Source organism: Blautia sp. JLR.GB0024 (assembly GCF_037000545.1).
Taxonomy (GTDB): Bacteria; Bacillota; Clostridia; order Lachnospirales; family Lachnospiraceae; genus Blautia; species Blautia celeris.
Genome location: NZ_JBANBF010000012.1, coordinates 83,982 through 105,463, shown reverse-complemented (window position 1 = coordinate 105,463; position 21,482 = coordinate 83,982). Strand labels below are relative to the sequence as shown.

The window sequence follows — 21,482 nt, the reverse complement described above, 5'->3', positions numbered from 1 at the left end:
AAAAACTGGGACTGTCGGTTAATCCTGATTTTTAAGTTTTCTTCTACAAAATAAGTATATCTCACAGAATTTTGTGTTTTCAGAACACGATTCTCTGTGAGATATACTTGTTTTTTTCTTTGGGTGTTCTCCCAATCGCATACAACATGAATTCACTTTATATTTTTTATTTGCGTCAGTATTTGAACCGCTGAAAGTTTCCATTTTCCTTAATGTCTGCAAAAAGTCCTTCCATCCGGATATGGCACCTCTCTTGCATCATGGCAGATATAATGAACTTGTTTTTGTGCATAGGAGACCTCCACGCCAGCCCCATGATTTTTAATCATTATTTAATTTTGTCATTGACAAGTATTTTCGGTACTCCAAAATCCTCTTTTAACCAGCGTAATACTGAAATAATAAAAAAGATCTGAAGGACCAAAATAGGTATACAAGTCAGGATGGATGAGGTTTTTACTACCTCCATACCACCTACAAGTATCAATGACATAGTTGCCAGGTACACAAAGAATGACCAGAACAGGCGCACCCAGCGCTTGGGTTCTGCATTGTAACCAACTTCCTGGCTGGTGATGTTGGACATGGTGTAAGCACCTGAGTCAATACCGGTAGCCTGTGCTATCATGAGAAGCAGCACAAACAAAGGAATGATCACTGTCTTGCCGGGCAGGGTATCCAGGATTGCATAGATTGCCTTAGGTCCTCCCTGAGACTGCATGATACCAATCAGATCCATACCCTTATTAAAAATCAGGTCCTGAACGTAACCGCCCATGATGCCAAAGATAAGCATTGTACCGCCGCCTGCCGTGACGATCATATTAAGTACAAAGGCCCTCAGTGTTCTGCCTTTGGAAATACGGGCCATGAACAGACCAATATAGATTGCCCATGACAACCACCATGCCCAATAGAATACAGTCCAATTTTGAGGGAAACCGGATCTGCTGACTGCGTCGGTATAGAAGCTCATTCTGAAGAAGTTTTGTATCATAATACCCAGGGAATCACTGAAATAAGACAAAATCCATGAGGACGGTCCTACCAGAAATACATAGATCACAAAAGCGATAAACATAACCATGTTGATGTTTGAAAGCTTTGCGATACCCGAGTACAAGCCTTTGAAACAACTCCAGCTATATATGCAGGTGAAAAACAATCCTACTGCGATCTTCAGCGGCAGAGTATCCGGAATTCCGAAAAATTCTGATATTATGCAGGAAATCATAGGAAATACGAAGGCCAGAGAGGTAGCGAAACCACCCATCATACCGATAACTACCAGCACATCAATGGCAATACCGACTTTTCCGTATGCTCTTTTCCCCAGAAGTCCGCTGCATGCATAGCTTGCCTTAAAATGGAACTTCCGTCTGTTGTAATAGCAGTATGCAAATGCAATTGCAGGTACGGAGAATATAGCCCACGGGGTAAATCCCCAATGAAAAAAGCTGTAAGCAGATGCCCATTCTCTGGCTGCTGCAGACATTGGTTCAATACCAAATGGCGGTGATGAGAGATAGTACAGAGGCTCAACGCAAGCCCAGTACATGGCTCCCGCACCGATTCCTGCGCAGAAGAACATGGCAACCCATGTAAAATCTTTAAACTCCGGCTTATCGTCCCTTGTTCCCAGTTTTACGGAACCAAATCTGCCAATTACAATCCACAAACTAAAGGCAAGACTGACAAATCCCACCAGTTCAAACAGCCAATCCAGTCCATATGTAACCTTGTCCATTACCAGATTGACCAGTCCCTGTGCCTCATCCTGCATAATGATCAATGGAACATATAGCGCGAGACAGCCAATGACAGAAGCCAGAAATATCGGTTTTGATACATTAGCCATCTGTTTTTTTCTGTTCTTCTGTTTCCCTTCGTCGCTGTTCATTTATTGCTCCTCGTAAATAATCTCTTTCTGTACGGTTCCATCATCATTCAGGATAGTCCATTTTTTTCTGATTTCCTTGAAGAATGTAACAACCATTAAGGTAATAATAATAACTGCAGGTACAGAACCAATGATGGTAACTGCCTGTGCTGCGGAGATACCGCCGCAAAGCAGCAGAACGATCGCGATTGCACCAACGCCCAGGGACCAGAAAATTTTGTTCCATCTGGGAGGCTCATCCTCAGGTCCAAGGTCCTTTGTGGTGATCATGGCCATACTGAACACATTTCCGTTCAGCAGAGTCTGCATGCACAGGAAGCCATAGATCATCAGGATAGGATATAAGAATTTAATAAAAGGGATGTAATCCCAAAGTGCTACAATCGCTTCACCCTGTCCGGATGTTGCAATTATGGAAGCCAGATCCACATGATGGTTCTGATGAATGTAGATAGAGTAATTCTGAAATACACCGAAGAACAGCCATGAACCCAGTGTCTGAGCTGCCAGAGCACCGATAACCGTCTGTCTTACGGTACGGCCGCGGGAGATCTTTGCGAAGAATAAGCCGTTGTGGATCGCCAGAGCCAGGTACCAGCACCAGTAAAATACTGTCCAGTTCTGAGGTGTGCCGGATGCTGCATATGTATCTGTGTTGAATGTCAGACGAACAATGTTCTGCAGATACATACCGATGTTATCCAGTGTACCGTTCAGAATATAGGATGTAGGGCCTACGATCAGCAGAAATGCCAGCAGTCCAAAGCCGACTACTACACGAAAGTTGCTCAGGTATTTGATACCCTTGGAAAGACCGGTATACAGCAGTAAAGCCATTACAACTGACCACATGATGATGACAACTGCCTCTGCCTGGAAGCTCATCTGGATACCAAAGCTTCTGCCGATGATGGCGAACAGAGTAGGTACGTTTGTTCCTACGCATGTTACAACGCCGGCAAGTATGGATACAGCGAATAATGCATCGATCACCTTGCCGAAAATACCTTTGGCATTCTTCTCGCCAAGGAGAGATACGCATGCCGTGGAGGGGCGTACATCTTTAACCTTTTTGCAGAAGATCTGATATGCCCACACAACACCCATCAGCGTTGCTGCTGCCTGAATAACAAGACCCCAGTGGTGAAGAGGGTAGGCGGTTGCTTTATATAATGCTTCCATTGAATAAGGCTCAACTCCCTCAGTGGGTGTCTGATAGTAATAAAACCACTCGATTGCTGTCCATGTTAATACACCAAGACCTGCAATGGAGGTGAAGATCATGCTCAGCCATGAGAATGTGGAATGCTCAGGTGCTTCTGTACCAAAGCGCATCTTTCCAACAGGATGAATACACAGGAAGATACATAAGGCGATCATCATGAATACAAACAGTTCAAAGAACCAGCCCATATCAGCACAGATCACGCTGAATGCCAGGGTGCTCAGTGCAGCACCCGCAGATGCAGGGTCATTTATAACCCATACTACCAGCGCAATGATCACAAGCAGAGGCGGAATAAATACAACCGGCTCAATTTTGGCGTTTTTTCTCTTTTCCATTCTATTGCCCCTCCCTCTTTAAATTTTTGTTTAATCAATAATTTTTGCCATATAAGCACGCAGGTCCTTATCTGTCTCAGGATCTAACAGTGTATCGGGAGCCGCTGCCAGAATCTCTTTGTATTTCATATTTGCGCGCTGGATGATATCCATAGAACCGCTGTTAGCCCAGGTATTGTAATTTTCACACTCTGAGATGTCATTGTCGAATACCTCTCTATAATGTTCAAAGGTATCGTCATGCTCAAGATAAGATCCTCTGGGACCAACTTCCTTGATAACATCAACAGACATGGCATCATTATCTGTCTCTATGCCCTGTTTCAGATACAGAGCTCTCTTGATGATCTCCTCGTCTACGATATGCTTCTCGTAAGATACTGTCATAATAGCATCCAGAACGCCGAGACACTCGTTGATGATATCTGCTTCTGCAAAGACTGCCATCATTACATTCTGCATGGTCTCCAGACCTGCCTGCATATCAGGCACTTTAGAGTCGGTCATACCGCACATGCATCTGGAAGGAATATGATAGAAGTCATGAGCCATCAGCAGCAGAGGAATGTTGATCAGGGACATATCCGGCGTACCTGTTGTGTAGGTACCCTTCTTCATATAGCCGACAGTTGAAGAAGGTGTGTAAACAACTGGAGCTTTCTCATTGATCAGATTCATCAGTACAATACCGCTGAGCACTTCTGTATTCTGCAGTACCAGCATACCCATATGACGCATGGGACCGGAAATACCTGCCATAATGCAGGGCAGCAGATAAACGCCCTGTCCGCGTTTGGTGTACTCCATCATGGATCCCAGTGTATCATGTGACCATGACAGAGGGCTTAATGGATTGGCACTGAAATTGCTGTACTGAATATCAGTCTCTTCACCAGGCGCCATACCCATGGAAATCTGAATCATATCCAGAAACTCTTTGCTGTTCTTCTGATTCATGGTGAAGCCCAGTACAGGCTTATCAGAGTTCTTCAGGACTTCATAGCACATATGCAGATGTTTGAACTCTGAAGGAACATCTGAAGGATCCAGCGGATGTGCTCCTACCAGGTTTATAATGTCGCTGGCCTGGGCCAGTCTCATCATGTTGCCATAATCCTCAATGCCGGCAAGCCTTTTACCATGATCCAGATCCTGAATAAATACAGCACCTGCATTAGGCTGTACTGCAAAATCTTTACCGATTTCTACCGTCTGTTCCGGATTACGGCTGTATAGCTTGTAAGTACGAGGCAGTGTTTTCAGAGCCTTATCCACCATATCCCTGGTGATGTAGACACGGTATCCGTCTACCTTTGCTCCATGTTTTTTGAAGATTTCAATTGCTTCGTCATTCTGGAATATGACGCCGGTATTCTCCAGAATGTCAATGGACGCCTCATGGATTCTTCCATAATCTCTGTCCTCGATGAAACGCAGTGTTGAATACAATCCTTTTTTACCCATATACCCTCCCTAGCAATGCTATCGGTACCAGTTTTTGATTCGATAAATACTTTCATTCTGGTCACATATAATACTTCTCCTGATTTAGTTTCGCTGATATGAAAAAAACCGGTTTTGTTTTCATCTCTACTGAAAAGATAGCACAAAACCGGTCTTGACATTTTTGTTAAATCTTATGATTTTTTGCTCATTTGTCCTTTAAAAGCCTATCCAGATTTTTTCCGAGAAAATCCCGCAGTTCCAGGCCGTCCTGAGTAAAATAATCCGCCCCGATGGACTGGGCATAGGACTCTGTGACCGGCAGGCCGCCCACAAAAATGGTCACCCGATTCCGCAGGCCTTCCTTTTCCAGTTCTTTGATCACCAGCTCCATCTCCCGCAGTGTTGTGGTGAGAAGTGCAGAGATCAGAACCAGCTTCGCATTATATTTCCGGACCGCTTCTACAAATTCTTCCTTTGATACATCTACCCCCAGATCGATCACTTTAATCTCCAGGGTAGATATATAAATTTTTACCAGGTTTTTTCCGATATCATGATAATCGCCTTCCACCGTCCCCAATATGGCAGTACATTTGTAGCCGTTCTTCCGCTTCAGATACGGCCGAAGGTTTTCCAGTCCGATATTCAATGCCCTGGCAGACATCAGTGCTTCCGGGACGAACATACTCATAGACTGAAATTTCTCTTCCATTTTTTTGATGCCGCCGACCAGACCCTGTTCCAGGATCATCTCAGCCGGATACATTTTTCCCAGTGCCTCTCGCACCAGGCTGTCTGTTTTTTCCGCATTTCCTATTAAAAGGGAATTACTGATCTCTTCATAGATATCCAACATACACCTCCCAAACGTATAAGGCTATGACAACAATTTATTTCTGTATTGTCCAGGCGTTAAACCTATAAACTTTCGGAATACCTTTGTATAATGACTCTGGCTGGAAAATCCGCATTTCCGGCCAATTTCCCCGGTATTCCACGCCCGGCTTTTCATCAGTTCTATAGATTTCTCCACGCGTACCCGCAGCAGGTAATCATTTATGGTCATATTCATATTTTTTTTGAACAAAGCGCATAGATAAGATCTGCTCAGGCAGACGTGGGCGGCGATATCGTCAAGAGTAATATCCTCTCCATAGTGCTGCTGTATATAATTTACCACTGACTGTATCAGCCCGGTATGAGAATTTCCCTGGGACTGAAAGATCATATCAAGGTAATTGCAGATCATTCCATAAGAAACCGCATAAATCTCCTCTGAATCTTTCAGGTTCGCCGTCTCTTTTTCATACTGGCGAAGCATTTGCTGCGCCAGCTCGGCTTCCAGTCCTGCTTCAGCGCAGGCCCTGGACACCAGTACCATAAAATCCCTTACGCTTTGTCTCACCTCTGTTTGGTCATATCCTGAGAGAATCTCCATATCCGTGTACAGGACCGGAAACAGTTCCACAATCTTTTCTTTATTTTCCATCCGTACATGCTGAAGAAAGTTCCGCTCCCGCTTCAGATAAACGGAACGGTCAAATGCTGTTTTCTCATATGTTTTTTTTCTGTCCCGAATCTGGGATAGCACCATATTTCTCCAGTTATATTTATTCTTCTGATCGATCAGAAGATAATAACCGGTATTGCTGAAATGTTCCACTACTGCTTTCAGAAGTTCCGCTGCAGCCTGGCACTGCCTGACGGAAATCACCTTCAGTTCCCTGGCTTTGTTCAGCAGCTGGTCTGGATGTCCCGCATAAAGAGGCAGGCTTTTAATCTCATTTAAAAACAAGCGGTCCGCTTTCCAGAGCAGCACCTGGCCGCACACAATAGCGCCCACCCTGGTCTGCTCGATCTGCAGCGGCGCAGCCCACATCACCAGCCCGCCATGACAGCGGAAGAAATAAGGTTCATCCCACTTAAACGCCTCTTTGCACGCCTTTTCATAGCACCGCCTGCACCGCTCCCTGCCCTCTGCAATGGACTGAATATACTGGCAGAATGTATTTTCCTCATATTGTGCGCCGGACAGGAAAACCTCTCCATACAGATTGACAGCCACAACGCTCAGTCCGGTGGATAATGAAAAATTATCCATCACCTTGCGCAGATTTTCCTTTTCCAGCGCCAGTTTTTCATTCTCCAACTCATCATCCCTCTCAACAACTGTTCTTTGCACCGGTCCCTCCTCTTTTCTGAAATGTAACTGCCACTTTTATTACATTTCATACCAGAAGGTTTCATCATGGACAAATATCCCTGCGTGGCTTTGCCGAAAAACACACATTCGACTATGCTTAATGTTTTAAAACAGCAAAATATCCTGCATGATCTTAACAGTTTTACCAGACAGATCTGTATAATACCTGTCAGTATTATACCACATTTCGCGCAATCGTGGAAATTTTTGATTTTGCCGCTGATTTGTACCTTCCGGACATACGCCACAAGGCTCAAAATTAATTTGTGATATAGGCAGTCTATGGATGGAATGATTTCAATCAAATGACTGCCTTAAAAGTATTCGTACTGGATGCGATTGGGAGAAACATGAAATTGAGAAATAAGAAAGGAAACCGAGCAGAAGACAGGGTAAATAAGTCACCCAAAGAAAAAAAGCATATCTCACAGAAACTTGTGTCCTTAAGAGCACAAAATTCTGTGAGATATGCTTATCTTATAGCAGGAACCTTATCAAAATCGTGATTAACCGACAGCCCCTGTTTTCTATTTTCTGCATATCAGCCGGTTTATCTGGGCTCCCATATATCCTCCTCCGAACCCATTGTCTATATTCACCACCGAAATCCCTTCCGCACAGGAATTCAGCATGGTCAGAAGGGCTGACAGGCCGCCGAAGTTGGCTCCATATCCTATGGAGGTGGGCACTGCAATGACCGGCACCTCCACAAGGCCGGCAACCACACCGGCCAGGGCGCCCTCCATTCCGGCCACGGCCACAATGGCGTTGGCGTGGCGCAGACGGTCCTGCTGGGAGAGAAGGCGGTGGATTCCCGCTACACCTACATCGTAAATACGCTCCACATTGGCGCCAAAATACTCTGCGGTCCTGGCTGCCTCCTCGGCTACCGGAATGTCGGACGTACCGCCGGTGCAGACAGCCACGCATCCCTCTTTTGCCGCATTCTCCTTCTCAATGACAAGGATATGGGAAAGGGGGTCGTACTGTACCTGGGGAAGTACCTCCTTCACAGCAAGATACTGGTCCTCTCTGGCTCTTGTGCCCAGGACACAGCCGTCCTGCTGGTAAAAATGCTGATAAATGCCTACCAGGTGGTCCGTGGCTTTTCCGGAACAGAACACTACTTCACCGAACCCGGAGCGGATTCTGCGGTGATGGTCAAGCTTTGCATAGCCCAGGTCCTCGTAAGGTATCTTTTCCAGCATTTGCTCCGCGGTTTCAAGAGACATCTCTCCGCTTTTCACCTGGAGCAGTATATTCTGAATATCCATATATCTTTCCTCTTTATAAGATTTCAACACCGGCATTGCTGCAGGCAGTCAGGGTAGCTTCGTCCCAGATGGAGGACTGTACCTCTCCCACATGTACCTTCTGCAGAAGAAGCATGCACACCCTGGACTGGCCGATGCCGCCGCCGATAGTGAGGGGCAGTTCGTTGTTTAAAAGCATTTTGTGGAAAGTCAGATTCCTGCGCTCATTGCATCCGGCTTTATCAAGCTGTTCACTGAGGGTTTTGGCATCCACACGGATTCCCATAGATGAAATCTCCATGGCACACTGCAGAGGCTCATGCCAGAACAACAGGTCACCGTTTAATTTCCAGTCATCATAGTCCGGTGCCCGGCCGTCATGCTTTTCCCCTGATTTTAACAGGTCACCGATCTGCATGATGAAGATCGTCTTCTTCTCCCTGGCGTAGGCGTTCTCCCTCTCCTTCGGCGTCAGGTCAGGATACATATCCTCCAGTTCCTGGGAAGTAATGAAGGACACCTCACGGCACAGCTCTGTGTCCAGGTTTTCATAGTGGTATTTCACCTCTTCCAGCGCGTTGCAGATGGAGTTCACGATTCTGGTCACCGTATCCTTCAGATAATCCAGGTTCCTGTCTTCCGCTGTGATGATCTTTTCCCAGTCCCACTGGTCCACATACGCGGAGTGCAGATTGTCAAGCTCCTCATCCCTTCGGATGGCGTTCATATCGCAGAGGATTCCTTTTCCCACATGAAAATCATAGCGGTAAAGGGCCATACGTTTCCATTTTGCCAGGGAATGCACGACCTGGGCATTCATATTTGCATCCGGGATATCAAATGTTACAGGGCGCTCCACACCGTTCAGATCATCATTCAGACCGGAAGCCGGATCTACGAAAACCGGCGCTGTCACTCTTTTCAGATTTAAAGCCAAACATAGTTTCTTCTGCATCAGATTCTTGATGATACCAATCGCTTCCTGTGTCTCATAGCTGGATAAGCATGAATGATACTTCTCTGGTATTGTTACTTTTCCCATGTCTCTTTCCTCCCGTTTTTTATGTTCTATGGAATGTCTGCATCTGCCCGTTTTCGGCGGATAACAACTGTTTTTTATTTTATTATAAAAAAGCAGTGTTGTAAATAGTCAATTCCCTCATCAGCTTACTGTCCGCTCCGTGTCCGGCGGGACAGCGGCGTGTGAGCAGCATCTTAATCAAACCGCCGTATCCGCTTTCTGTACGCACCTATGAGGATCACCATGGCGCCCAGCCAGGCACCTGTCTCGGCAAAATAGATGCCCTCTTTTCCTATTATAAGGGGCAGAAGGAGCGCAATAAGGATTCTCATGACCAGCTCCGCGATTCCGGAGCACATGGGAATGAGGGTGTCACCCATGCCCTGCAGGGCGGAACGGTAAATATGGAGCAGATAGAGAATGATCAGCGTTGCCCCCATGACCGCCAGATAATTATATGCAATGGTCAGCACTTCTGATGCATTGGATGCCTCCGGGGAGATAAATATTTTCAGGATACTGCGCCCGAAAAGGAGAAGCACAGCACCGATGGCAACTGCGATCCCTATGGATATCTTCGCTGAGGCACGGACACCTTCCTTAATTCTTCCGTATTCCCCTGCACCCAGGTTCTGTCCCACAAAGGAGGATGTGGCGTAGCCAAAGGAGACTGCCGCCAGCTCCAGAAGACCGTACAGCTTGTTGGTTGCCGTAAAACCGGCTACATATAAAAGGCCGAATCCGTTGATGACATACTGGATGACAATGCCTCCGAAACCGATGATCACATTCTGGAATGCCACGGGTATGCCAAGGCCCAGCAGATGCCCTGCCATCTCCCAATCCCATTTCCAGTCCGCTTTTTCTATATTCCAGATACCGTACTTTTTAAGCTGCCAAAAGCAGATGGCGCCTGAGCATACCTGGGCCAGCACAGTTCCCAGCGCTGCGCCCTCCACGCCCCAGTGAAATACCAGGACAAAGATAAGGTCCAGGATAATATTCACGGCAGAAGCTCCTATCATGGCCCGCAGCGGCGTCTGGCTGTCCCCCATGGCCCGCAGGATACCGGAGCAGATATTGTAAAGAGCCGTTGCCACCAGTCCGAACATGAGGATCAGCAGATAATTATGGGCCGGCTGGCGGATATTATCCGGCACACGAAGCAGGCCAAGCAGGCGGGACAGATTGCCGATGAACAGAGCCATGATCAGCAGAGTGATCAGGCTTCCCGTCCACACGGACATTGCCACTGCCTTTTTCAGGCGTTTTTCATCTTTTGCCCCGAAGCACTGGGCAATAAGTACGGAAAAGCCCTGGGCCACGCCTGTGATCCCTCCCATGGCCGTAAAACTCAGCCAGTCTGAAGTTCCAAGGGCTGCAAGAGCCTCCACACCCACGCCGCGCCCTACAATGACACTGTCCATCACGGTATATAGCTGCTGGAATACGTTTCCCAGCATGAGGGGAAGGGCAAAGGAAACGATGATACCTGCCGGCTTCCCGCTTGTCATATCTCTTGTCTTTTGTCTCATCACATTCTCCTCTTTCACCTGTGCCCGGTACAAAAAAACGCACAGCCTGTAATGTTGTATTATATCACTTTTACAGGCTGTGCGGTAGACATTATTCGATTCTGTTTTTCATTCTATTTCCCGAGACGGATCACATTCCAGGATGCTTTTTTCAGTACACTGGTCATGACGCCGTCATCCAGGCTGCTGCGGTTATCCGCATTGGCGGGAGCGACTTTTTCCATCCCCAGGCCGTTGACTGCTTTCAGGTCTTCATTTTCCAGAACGATGTGTTCCAGGATACGGTATCCCTCAAAGCTTCTCACATCTGTGCTAAGTTCCACATCTTCCTCCAGGTTACGGTTCACGGCAAAGATGGTCACCTCATCTGCCTCCTCATTGTAGACAGCTACAGACTCCACGTCAGTGATCTCATCGTGTTTTGCCGTGGCATGTTTTGTACTGTTCATAACAGGCAGAAGAGCCACACCGCGTCCGTATTTGGATGCGTGCATAAACGGATAGAAAATGGTCTGTTTCCAGGCGCCGCCTGCGGCATCGGTCATGATGGGTGCGATCACGTTCACAAGCTGCGCAAGGCATGCCATCTTCACACGGTCTGCGTGTCTGATCAAAGTGATGAGCATCAGGCCCACCAGCAGGGCATCCTCGAAGTTGTAGATATCCTCCAGCATGGGCGGTGCCACCTGCCACGGATGGTTCTCTGTGATGTCATCATCCGCCGCGTTGGAGTGGAACCATACATTCCATTCATCAAAGCTCAGATTCATAACCTTCTTACTACGTTTTTTAGCCTTTACATAGTCACAGGTGGAAATGATGGTGCGGATGAAATCATCCATATCATCTGACTGTGCCAGAAAATCATTGCTGTCATCATCCCGGTTTCCGTAATACTGATGCATGGAGATATAATCCACGTAGTCATATGTATGGGAAAGTGTAACTGCCTCCCAGTCAGGGAATGTAGGCATATCCCGGTTGGAGCTTCCGCAGGATACCAGCTCAATGGACGGGTCGATCAGGCGCATTGCCTTTGCGGTCTCCTCAGCCAGACGTCCGTACTCCTCCATGGTCTTATGACCGATCTGCCAGGGGCCGTCCATCTCATTTCCCAGGCACCATACTTTGATGTTGTGCGGGTCTTTCACTCCGTGTCTGACACGCATATCACTGTATTTTGTTCCTGACGGGTGGTTGCAGTATTCCAGCAGATTGCAGGCATCGGAGATCCCCCTTGTGCCCAGATTCACTGCCATCATCACCTCTGAGTTCACCTGTTTTGCCCATTTTGAAAATTCGTTGAGGCCAACCTCATTTTTCTCCAGGCTTCTCCAGGCCAGTTCCAGGCGGTTTGGACGTTCCTCCACCGGACCTACGGAATCCTCCCAGTAGAAATTGGAGACAAAGTTTCCGCCCGGATAGCGGATGATGGGTACGTCCAGCTCCTTTACAAGCTGTACCACGTCCTGACGGAATCCGTCCTTGTCCGCAGCCGGATGTCCCGGCTGATAGATGCCTTCGTACACGGCACGTCCCAGATGCTCAATGAAGGAACCGTAAATCCTCTTGTCCACAGGTGCGATACGGAATTCCTTGTCCAGCACCATCTTTGCACGTCTGCTCATAAAATCAAATCCTCCTAAAATAAGTCATGTACTATGGGGTAATTATAACACTTGTATGGAAGTCCGGTAAACTTGTACTTTCCCTTGTCACTCTTTCACAGCGCCGGCTGTCATACCTTCGATGAAATACTTCTGGAAGCATACGAACAGGATGAAGATCGGCACAATGGAGAAGAAGGAACCCACTACCAGCAGGCTGTAATTATCTCCGTAAGGGTTGATCAGGGTGTTCAGACCAAGGGTCAGCGTATACTTTTCAGAAGAACGGATCACCAGCAGCGGCCACAGGTAGTTGTTCCATGCATTCATACCATTTAAAATAGCCATTGCGGCAAAAGCCGGCTTCATGATCGGAATGATCAGTTTGAAGAAAATACCGTACTCTGTGGCACCGTCAATACGTCCTGCTTCTATCAGAGACTTCGGCAGCCCCAGCAGATACTGCCTGAAGAAGAAGATGGTTGACGCGTGAGCCAGGAAGGGAAGCACAATTGCTCCGTAATTATCCATCATTCCCCAGCTTGAGATCTGTTTGTACAGAGGAAGCATAACAACTTCCAGAGGAATGGAGAGGATGATCAGTACAATCACAAAGAGTACCTGTCTTCCTTTAAATTCATAGGCCGCAAATCCGTATGCCACGAACGCGCTGATGAGCAGCGTGAGCACCACTGTGATCACGGTCAGGATGATACTGTTCGTAAACCAGGTCCAGTAATCATGGGAGCCTGTGAACAGAAGCACATAGTTGTCCAGGTTCATGACAGAAAAATCCAGGTCCAGATTCAGCCCATACTGAAGCAGATGTCCGCCCGGCTTAAAGCTTGCCAGAAATATGGCATAGATGGGCAGGATGATCAGAACAGCCAGGATGGTAAAAAGGACGAGCAGACCTGCTGTGGCAAATCTGTCTTTTTTTCTTCTTGCTTCGTTTTTATCCATAGCCATATCAGCGTTCCTCCTTCTTGAATGTTCCGGTCACGGTAAGCTGGATCAGATTGACGATCATGACCACGATCAGCAGGACCAGACCAACGGCACAGGCATAACCCATAGCCCGTTTTTCAATACCCTGGCGGTACAGATATCCCACAATGGTAAGACCGATATTCTGCGGTGAGTTGTTTCCCTTCCATAACATGTAGCTTTCCAGGAACATGGACAGACCTGCATAGATACTGATGGTCAGCACGTATACGGTTGTTGGTTTCACAAGCGGAAAGGAGATTTTTTTGAACTGCTGCCATTTGGACGCACCGTCTATGGATGCTGCCTCGTATAAATCCGTGGAAATACTCTGTAATCCGGCAAGGAAATAGAGAATATTTACACCGGTCCATCTCCAGCAGGCTACCAGAAGCAGTGCAAAATATCCGGTCCACTGGCCTTTCAGCCATTTGATGGGGGAATGTCCGAAAAATTCAATCACGCGGTTTGCCAAAGCTGTATCCATTTCTCCGAAGATCAGACGGAAAATGGTACCTGCAACAACGACGGATGTCAGCGCCGGCAGGAAATAAATGGATTTGAAAAATCCGGGTTTTTTCATTAATTTACTGTTCAGAAGACTCGCAAATAAAAGCGGGAACGGAATCAGCAGCGCGCAGGTTCCGATCATATATTTTACACTGTTCCAAACTGCCTTCAGGAAAATCTTATCAGACAGAAGCCTCTCATAGTTTTTTAATCCTACCCATTTATCTTTTAACACATCCTGAAAGCTTAAAAGTACGCCGTTTCCAATCGGGAAAATCCAGAATAACAGTACCGTAAGTACAAACGGCAAGACAAACACGTAAGGAGCTGCTTTCTGTGAGTAAAAGAATTTTTTCACTTTGTTCATTTTATACTCCTTTCTCTCTCCTCCAACAAAACTGCAGCCTGACCCGACGGTCAGGCCGCAGCGATAACTTATGAATTTTTATTCAGCAAATTCGTTCTCTAAGGAATCCTGTGCATCGTCAAGAGCTGTCTTCACATCTGCGTCAGATTCAAAAATATCGTTCAGTGTAACGGTACAGAAGGTGTTGTTTACAGACGGCATTTTCTCGTCTGTATAGCATTTCAGAAGGCCGATGCCGTCAGCCAGTTCGTTCAGTGTGTCAAATGGTTTTGTATTGAAATACTGGATAAATGCATTGTCCGGGTTCTCTGTAATGGCTGTGTCTGTCCAGAGAGCTGTGTTGACCGGGTCAAATCCCAATACATTCCATACTTCCTCGTTGGCTGTCTCGGAAAGTTTGATATAAGCAAATACTTCTGCTGCCAGGTCTGCGTTCTCACTGCCTGCCACAACTGCGGTACCTGTTCCGCCGCCGCCGATGGTCTTAACCGCGTCGTTGTCCCCCCATACCGGAGGAGCTGCGATTGCTACTTTGCCTTTCAGGTCTGTCATGTAGCTTGTGTAACGGCTTGTCTGCCAGAACGGCATGATAGCTGCTGCCACATCACCGGAGTTGAATAACGGATATGCTTCCTCATTGTCCGGCTGTCCGCCTGCGATGGTATCCAGGGCGCCTGCTGCCTGCATGTCTTTCATATACTGTAAGCACTCTACCATTTTGTCATTGTTTACATCCAGCTTGCCGTCCTCTGTCATGTAGTCTCCGCCCTTCTGAGCCAGCATCAGGTTCAGAGTCCACTGTGCTGTTGTCTCAGCTGCCGCGAAGGTTTTTCCTGTAGCTTCTTTGTATTTCTCACCTGCTGCTTTGAAGTCATCCCAGGTCTTGATCGTGGTGTAATCAACGCCTGCTGCGTCAAGAGCCTCTGTGTTGTAGAAAGCAACGGTTGTTCCTACATGAGTGGGCAGTCCGTAATATTTTCCGTCCTTGGAGTATAAGTCAAGTCTGGACTCAACCACGTTCTCTTTGTAAGGTGCGATCACATCAGATAAGTCTTTCAGTCCGACTTCGCCTGTCATGAATGCCGGGAATTTACCTAACTCAATATCAACTACGTCGGGAGCACCCTCGCCGGATTCCAGAGCCAGAGATAATTTGTTGTGCATATCATCATATGCCATATTGGAAAGAACCAGTTTTACTTTCTTGTCCGGATTTTCCTCATTCCATTTCTCTGCCATATTTGTATAGAAATCCTGGTGGTTCTCAATGAATGTCCAGACAGTAAGTGTGGTGACATCATCACCTTCCACTTCCATCTCTCTTTTACCTGTCTCTTTGGTGCTGCTCTCTTTTGCGTCGTCTCCGCCTTTGGATCCGCATCCTGCTAACATAGTGCCGATCATGGCTGCGCTGAGTAATGCTGCTAAAACCTTCTTCTTCATTGTTGTTGCCTCCGTTTCTTAATATTATAGATGCTTTGTAACTTTCAGTGTCTCCACAGCTCCGGGCAAAAGTCCATGTAAGATCGTCTTTCGTGATGTGATTTTCACCTGGCTGTGAAGCGCTGTCGCTGAATCGTTACGTTCCTTTATCAAATCAGAGGATTTCTCCCTCTGTATGATACAAATGTTACAGCAGTTCTTTGATCCAAACCAGCATCTCGCCGGTTGTACGGTTGCCCCAGTGGCAATAGGGAACTGCTTTTAATTCAATATCTTCAAGTTCTGTCTTACATTCCCGGTATAAGGTATCGTCATCCCAGCAGGACTCTGTTATTTTCTTACCCTTCAGGCAGATCACAGTGGTTCCGCCCAGAAGCTCCGGTTCATAATGCTCTGACAGTTCCTGTCCCGTATCCACAAAAACAGATGCCAGGTTGCTGCCGTTGTCCGTCTCCTCCAGACAATACACAAGGGGCCCTCTCATAAGTGCTGCCTTGCCGCTGTCTGCCCGTACTTTTGGGTTTGCGTGGACAAATCTTGGTTTTATGTCAAATTTCAGGGTGATCTCTTCCTGCTCCAGCTCACCGCTTATGAGCAGGTAGCCCTTCTCTGTCTTTGGCTCTCTGATCTTTTCACCGTTTCGGAATACACAGTAGGTTTTCACCCAGCCGGGAATCCTAAGTGCCAGGGTTCCTGTTGTCTTGTGCTCCGGGTGAAGACTTATGTTCACTGTGCCGTCATCCAGATATCCGCTGTCAATCTTTACGCTGCATTTTACACCGTTTATGACAGTCTGCGCCTCGTTGGAGACGTATAAGTTTATGTACAGCGAATCCTTTCCCTTTCCGTACAGGTATTGCCCCAGGGATGCCAGCGTTCTGGCTATGTTTGGCGGGCAGCATGCCACGCCGAACCATTTCTGCCGCACAGGCTTTACATGTTCCTTTGAAGTTCTCTCCAGGCAATTGTCCGGCCATACCTCCAGAGGGTTTACATAGAAGAAGCTCCTGCCGTCCATGGCGATTCCCGCCAGGACCGTGTTATAGAGTGCTGTCTCCGCCACATCCATATATTTTGCTTCCCCTGTGATCTCGGCCATCCTTCTGCCGAACAGCGCCAGGCCGATGGATGCACAGGATTCTGAGTAGTTACAGTCATTCGGCAGGTCATAATCCGTGGTAAAACGTTCCAGAAGCCCGGAAGAACCTATGCCTCCTGTGATGAACATTCTCTTCTTCACCATATTGTCCCACAGGGTTCTGCAGGCATCCAGCAGGGATTCATCCCGGTACTCGTATGCCAGGTCTGCCATGGCACAGTACAGATATACGGCACGCACTGCGTGTCCCTCGGCGGTCTTCTGTTCCCTGACCGGAAGGTGGGATTGTGAGTATGCCGGGCTGTAATCCTTGAATTCCGGGAAGATCTGCCGGTATTTCTCACCTTTTTCCTCCTGGAAGAAGTAATTCTCCCCCACACCTCTCTGCTCTACAAAATATTTGGATACCTCCAGATATCTTTTCTCTCCTGTTGCCCGGTAGAGCTTCACCAGCGCCAGTTCCACCTCCGGATGTCCCGGATAGCCGTGGCACTGTCCCTCATCCGGACCGAACTTTTCACAGATAACATCCGCAAACCTGGATACGATCTTCAGAAACGCGTCCTTGCCTGTGGCTTCATAATAGGCAACAGCAGCTTCTATCATATGTCCCGCTGTGTATAGCTCATGCCCTTCTTTCAGGTTTGACCATCTGCGATCCGGCTCCTGAATGGTGTAATAGGTATTCAGGTATCCGTCAGGACACTGGGCCTTACCGATCAACTTAATCGTTTCATCAGCCAGACTTTCCAGCATCTCATCCCTTCCGCCGGAAGCCAGGGTGAACGCGGCGGCTTCCAGCCACTTTGCCACATCCGTATCCTGGAAAACAGCTCCCTGAAAGGTGCCTTTCTCCTCGCCGGCGGCGATTCTGAAGTTTTTGATGCAGTGGCTTGGCTCTGCATCCGGTACATTGTCATTCAGTGTTTCCCATTGGTAAGGGAGAATCACATCTTTTACCAGCCGGATATATTTACCCCAGAACGCGTCCTCTATCCTTATGTCACCAAGAGGCAGGGACTGTAATTTCTCACCGTTCATACTTGCTCTCCCTTCATATCTCTTTCCTTGCTCCGGTCAGCCCGGAGCATTTCGCCCTCAGATCATTGGCTGCTCGTCCTTTGATGAGGTTTTTGTTATTAAACGTTTAAGCGTACATCTTTTCCATCACTCTTATTTTGTTTCGGATATCCGCCTGTTTTATTTTTTCTGAGCCATTCCTGCTGTTTTAGTTATTTTTACTCAGCGGCTCTGTGTGTTTTTCTCTTTTATAGACCACTTTTCAGATGTTTTCAAGTTTGTTAATTCAGATATATTTCCATTAATTTCTATTCTAAATCACTTATTCTCTGTTTTTCTCGTTTTTACTCTTATTTTAAATATTTACACAACTATTTTTATTTTTAAATCGTTTAAGTATGTGCACATTGTACAATTCTTTATTTTGATAAAGCCTTTTTTGCGCTGTTCCCCCTTTCATTCTTTGTACAAAACCACAAAAAAACAGCCTCCGGGGGATGTGCTCCACATTTCCCCGAGAGGCTGTAAAATTTTTCTGTTTTCCTTACTTGTACCATCGTTTCAGGAACTTGTACCATTGCTGCTTTTTTGTCCCTGACTGATATTTCTGACGGATTTACGCAGCAGACGCTGGCATTTCACCTGGTAGACTGCTTCTGTTTTCTGTTCCGGAATCTCTTTTTCAAGAAGACCAATCATCACTTCCCCGGCACGGTATCCGATATCGTGCAGAGGCAGGGTAATGGTGGTCAAAGGCGGTTTATAATAACTGGAAAGTTCCCTGTTGTCATACCCTGTTATGGAAATATCCTGTGGAATCTTAAGTCCCAGCTCATCCAGACGGTCATATACGCCGCCTGCCATCAGGTCATTCATGCAGAAAATGGCTGTCACCCCTTTTTCCAGCAGTTCATCTGTATACATGTATCCTGCAGGCCGCGTCCAGTCTCCTGTCTTTACAAGCTCCGGGTCATACAGGATTTTATGGTTCAGCAGGGCTTTCTGGTATCCGATCAGACGCGCCTGCATATGAAGGCTGTCCGCTTTACCTGTGATCACCCCAATCTTCTCATGTCCGTTCTCAATAAGATGATTGACAATATCCAGCGCTCCGTGCTCGTCATCCACCACAACGGAAGGCACCTTACCGCTTCTTGTATAGCCGTATGCCATCACCGCCGGTATGGGAAGGTCCTCGGGAATACACCGTATCACACGCTCATGGGCTGTCACATAGATGATTCCCTCCACCTGCTTTGCCATGAGTTTTTTGATTTCCTGCTGCACAATCCCGTAAAAATCCGTTCTTCCATAGTAAGTGTCATTATATTTCTTATAGAGCCTTAAGTTGGTCAGCAGTATCTGGTAGTCCACTTCCTCACAGTATTCTGTTATCCCGTCTATGATATCCGGAATGCTGAAAATGGTCATATCCTCAGCAATAACCCCTATGCTCCTGGAATTCTTCGTCTTCAGGTTTTTAGCCATGTAGTTGGGCATATAGTCCATCTCCCTGGCCACCTTCAGAACCATTTCCCTTGTATTCTCACTGGCCCCCGGCTTGTCGTTCAGAATATTCGACACCGTAGCCACCGAGACATGACATGCCTTTGCAATTTCTTTGATCGTAGCCATAATTACCCCCGTACCGCATCGGCGGACTGCCCGCCGCATCCTTTACTTAAACGTTTTATATATTAATTAAATACTTGTTTTTACCTGCTTGTCAACCCTTTTCTTTTGTGTTAAGATGAAAATACTCTTATTTTGTTAAAACATCTGCCCAAAAGGAGTTATTATGAAGAACATGCATATACTTCCCTGGGATGATTCTCTCTGCAGAAAAGGTCAGAAAACGGCCTGGCTGCGTCCTTATACCCTGGATTGGAACAATCCGGAATCTGACAGTCTTCACCTGGAATACAGCTACAACGGGTCTGACTGGTATCAGTTAAACGGAAACAATGGAATCTGGTTCCCGGATTTCGGTTCCAAAAGGCTGCATTCCCCATCCATTTACCAATTAATCAACGGCACTTATCTGATCGCGGCGTCTGACGCGGTATATGAGTCCAGCATGCATCTTGTATGCACAACAGATTTTATCCATTATACGGGAGCAGTCTGCACAGGCAGGGATTATGAATTTGAACAGCTCTACCCGATCACACAGAAGCCGGCCCCAAACGGCGCCGTTGAAATTCCGATGGAAATTCTCTCAGAACTTCAAAAAAATTACGGAAAACCTGAGCCGGTGCTCCTGCACGCGGTGGAGGAAGTCCATATCACCGCAAAACCGGGAGAAAAACCGTCTTTTCCGGAAAGAGTCACTGTGGAGTATACAAACGGTATGCAGGAAGAGCGGAAAGTCCGCTGGAATCTGTCCGAAACTGATAGGATAACCAAGGACTGCCAGACCTGTGAGGTGACCGGCCGCCTGGAGGAGACACGTTTTCCAAATCCCTTTATTTATCACAGAGCGGACCCGTTTATTTACAAGCACACGGACGGTATGTATTATTTCACAGCATCCCATACCGATATGGAGCACAATCTGGACGGAAAATGCCAGTATCTTTACATAATCCTGCGCCGGGCTTCCACCCTGGGCGGGCTGGCAGACGGTTCCGGGGCCTATGAGGAAAAGGTGGTCTATGAGCGCCGGCCCATAGCCGGAGGCACCTTAAGCCCTCATATCTGGGCACCTGAGATCCATTATATTGACGGAAAATGGTATATTTATTACACCACCACCATATCGGAGGAATCCTCCTGGCGCATCCGCCCCCACTGTCTGGAGTGTAAAGACCGCGATCCCCTTACCGGGACCTGGGAGCAGAAAGGCCCGGTGGTCACTGAGGTAAAAGGCGATATTGCTTTCACGGATTTTTCTCTTGACCATACACATTTTGAACATAAAGGAAAACATTATTTTCTTTGGGCGCAGAAAACAAACAATATCTCTGACATTTTCATTGCACAGCTCTCCAACCCCTGGACGCTGTGCACCCCGGCTGTCCGTCTGTCCCATCCGGAATACGCCTGGGAGCTGCACGGGTTCCCCGTAGATGAAGGCCCCGGCATTATCAAACACGGAGGTAAGATATTCCTGACCTTCTCCGGCAGCGGCACAGACGCCCTGTACTGCGTGGGACTCCTCTATGCAGATGAAAATGCAGACCTTCTGGATGCTGCCTCCTGGAAAAAACTTCCCTTCCCCGTATTCCAGAGCAGTCGGGCCACCGGCCAGTTCGGACTGGGACACAACAGCTTCACCAAATCAGACGACGATACGGAAGACCTGATCATCTACCACGGACGCCAGGAGGAACGCTACCTGGTTGATGAGGATTACCAGCCCCTTTACGACGCAGGGCGCAACGCCTCCGTGGGCAAAATATTCTGGGATGAGGACGGAATGCCGAATTTCTCCGTGCCCTCTGAGAGAATCACGCGCAGGGAGGAAGACTTAACCGTCCGGGCAGTGATAACAATAAAATAAACGTATGACAGGAAAGAAAGAGTTCA

At 47.3% G+C, this 21,482-nt stretch carries 16 protein-coding genes; 1 reads left to right on the top strand and 15 read right to left on the bottom strand.

Translation table 11 applies throughout. The features are described 5' to 3' along the window. Positions 1–328: 328 nt before the first annotated feature. From V8Q34_RS21330 to V8Q34_RS21260, 15 genes are all read right to left on the bottom strand, one after another. A complete protein-coding gene (locus tag V8Q34_RS21330; RefSeq protein ID WP_052099452.1) occupies positions 329–1,900 on the bottom strand; it encodes a BCCT family transporter in 1,572 nt (523 codons plus the stop codon). Further along, positions 1,901–3,463 carry a BCCT family transporter gene (locus V8Q34_RS21325; protein ID WP_052099454.1) on the bottom strand — a complete coding sequence of 521 codons (1,563 nt, stop codon included), beginning with the start codon at positions 3,461–3,463 and terminating at the stop codon, positions 1,901–1,903. A gap of 30 nt (positions 3,464–3,493) precedes the next feature. Then, positions 3,494–4,927, bottom strand: coding sequence for a trimethylamine methyltransferase family protein (locus V8Q34_RS21320; RefSeq protein ID WP_227210987.1), 1,434 nt, complete (start codon positions 4,925–4,927; stop codon positions 3,494–3,496). 187 nt (positions 4,928–5,114) lie between these two features. Beyond that, complete coding sequence (locus V8Q34_RS21315; protein ID WP_335836275.1) at positions 5,115–5,765, bottom strand: cobalamin B12-binding domain-containing protein; 651 nt, start codon at positions 5,763–5,765, stop codon at positions 5,115–5,117. A 21-nt stretch (positions 5,766–5,786) separates the two neighbouring features. Then, entirely contained in the window at positions 5,787–7,091 is a 1,305-nt protein-coding gene (locus V8Q34_RS21310; RefSeq protein ID WP_227210988.1) for a PocR ligand-binding domain-containing protein, read from the bottom strand. Positions 7,092–7,639: 548 nt separating this feature from the next. Next, complete coding sequence (gene larB, locus V8Q34_RS21305; RefSeq protein WP_033141423.1) at positions 7,640–8,386, bottom strand: nickel pincer cofactor biosynthesis protein LarB; 747 nt, start codon at positions 8,384–8,386, stop codon at positions 7,640–7,642. Positions 8,387–8,399: 13 nt separating this feature from the next. Next, on the bottom strand, positions 8,400–9,407 hold the full coding sequence (gene asnA / locus V8Q34_RS21300; protein ID WP_033141424.1) for an aspartate--ammonia ligase: 1,008 nt from the start codon (positions 9,405–9,407) through the stop codon (positions 8,400–8,402). Positions 9,408–9,580: 173 nt separating this feature from the next. Continuing rightward, positions 9,581–10,921 (bottom strand): MATE family efflux transporter, encoded by a 1,341-nt coding sequence (locus tag V8Q34_RS21295; RefSeq protein WP_103731114.1) that lies wholly within the window; start codon positions 10,919–10,921, stop codon positions 9,581–9,583. A 113-nt stretch (positions 10,922–11,034) separates the two neighbouring features. Then, the gene (arfA, locus tag V8Q34_RS21290; RefSeq protein ID WP_033141426.1) at positions 11,035–12,549 is read right to left on the bottom strand and encodes an arabinosylfuranosidase ArfA; all 1,515 of its coding nucleotides are present in this window, start codon (positions 12,547–12,549) and stop codon (positions 11,035–11,037) included. An 87-nt stretch (positions 12,550–12,636) separates the two neighbouring features. After that, positions 12,637–13,497 carry a carbohydrate ABC transporter permease gene (locus tag V8Q34_RS21285; RefSeq protein ID WP_033141427.1) on the bottom strand — a complete coding sequence of 287 codons (861 nt, stop codon included), beginning with the start codon at positions 13,495–13,497 and terminating at the stop codon, positions 12,637–12,639. Position 13,498: 1 nt separating this feature from the next. Next, the gene (locus tag V8Q34_RS21280; RefSeq protein WP_033141428.1) at positions 13,499–14,392 is read right to left on the bottom strand and encodes a carbohydrate ABC transporter permease; all 894 of its coding nucleotides are present in this window, start codon (positions 14,390–14,392) and stop codon (positions 13,499–13,501) included. A gap of 78 nt (positions 14,393–14,470) precedes the next feature. After that, positions 14,471–15,835: an ABC transporter substrate-binding protein gene (locus tag V8Q34_RS21275; protein ID WP_033141429.1), complete on the bottom strand. Its 1,365-nt coding sequence runs from the start codon at positions 15,833–15,835 to the stop codon at positions 14,471–14,473. A gap of 24 nt (positions 15,836–15,859) precedes the next feature. Further along, complete coding sequence (locus V8Q34_RS21270) at positions 15,860–15,988, bottom strand: hypothetical protein (RefSeq protein WP_255611035.1); 129 nt, start codon at positions 15,986–15,988, stop codon at positions 15,860–15,862. 34 nt (positions 15,989–16,022) lie between these two features. Further along, entirely contained in the window at positions 16,023–17,975 is a 1,953-nt protein-coding gene (locus V8Q34_RS21265; RefSeq protein ID WP_227210989.1) for a glycoside hydrolase family 127 protein, read from the bottom strand. Positions 17,976–18,515: 540 nt separating this feature from the next. Continuing rightward, positions 18,516–19,589: a LacI family DNA-binding transcriptional regulator gene (locus V8Q34_RS21260; protein WP_033141431.1), complete on the bottom strand. Its 1,074-nt coding sequence runs from the start codon at positions 19,587–19,589 to the stop codon at positions 18,516–18,518. 163 nt (positions 19,590–19,752) lie between these two features. Between V8Q34_RS21260 and V8Q34_RS21255 the strand changes: the two genes are divergently transcribed. Then, positions 19,753–21,456, top strand: coding sequence for a family 43 glycosylhydrolase (locus V8Q34_RS21255; RefSeq protein WP_335836274.1), 1,704 nt, complete (start codon positions 19,753–19,755; stop codon positions 21,454–21,456). The last annotated feature ends 26 nt before the right edge of the window (positions 21,457–21,482 follow it).

Bases quoted from the DNA above. Each gene is read 5' to 3' on its own strand.
- V8Q34_RS21330 (WP_052099452.1), bottom strand. From the start codon at position 1,900: ATGAACAGCGACGAAGGGAAACAGAAGAACAGAAAAAAACAGATGGCT.
- V8Q34_RS21325 (WP_052099454.1), bottom strand. From the start codon at position 3,463: ATGGAAAAGAGAAAAAACGCCAAAATTGAGCCGGTTGTATTTATTCCG.
- V8Q34_RS21320 (WP_227210987.1), bottom strand. From the start codon at position 4,927: ATGGGTAAAAAAGGATTGTATTCAACACTGCGTTTCATCGAGGACAGA.
- V8Q34_RS21315 (WP_335836275.1), bottom strand. From the start codon at position 5,765: ATGTTGGATATCTATGAAGAGATCAGTAATTCCCTTTTAATAGGAAAT.
- larB (WP_033141423.1), bottom strand. From the start codon at position 8,386: ATGGATATTCAGAATATACTGCTCCAGGTGAAAAGCGGAGAGATGTCT.
- asnA (WP_033141424.1), bottom strand. From the start codon at position 9,407: ATGGGAAAAGTAACAATACCAGAGAAGTATCATTCATGCTTATCCAGC.
- V8Q34_RS21295 (WP_103731114.1), bottom strand. From the start codon at position 10,921: ATGAGACAAAAGACAAGAGATATGACAAGCGGGAAGCCGGCAGGTATC.
- arfA (WP_033141426.1), bottom strand. From the start codon at position 12,549: ATGAGCAGACGTGCAAAGATGGTGCTGGACAAGGAATTCCGTATCGCA.
- V8Q34_RS21285 (WP_033141427.1), bottom strand. From the start codon at position 13,497: ATGGCTATGGATAAAAACGAAGCAAGAAGAAAAAAAGACAGATTTGCC.
- V8Q34_RS21280 (WP_033141428.1), bottom strand. From the start codon at position 14,392: ATGAACAAAGTGAAAAAATTCTTTTACTCACAGAAAGCAGCTCCTTAC.
- V8Q34_RS21275 (WP_033141429.1), bottom strand. From the start codon at position 15,835: ATGAAGAAGAAGGTTTTAGCAGCATTACTCAGCGCAGCCATGATCGGC.
- V8Q34_RS21265 (WP_227210989.1), bottom strand. From the start codon at position 17,975: ATGAACGGTGAGAAATTACAGTCCCTGCCTCTTGGTGACATAAGGATA.
- V8Q34_RS21260 (WP_033141431.1), bottom strand. From the start codon at position 19,589: ATGGCTACGATCAAAGAAATTGCAAAGGCATGTCATGTCTCGGTGGCT.
- V8Q34_RS21255 (WP_335836274.1), top strand. From the start codon at position 19,753: ATGAAGAACATGCATATACTTCCCTGGGATGATTCTCTCTGCAGAAAA.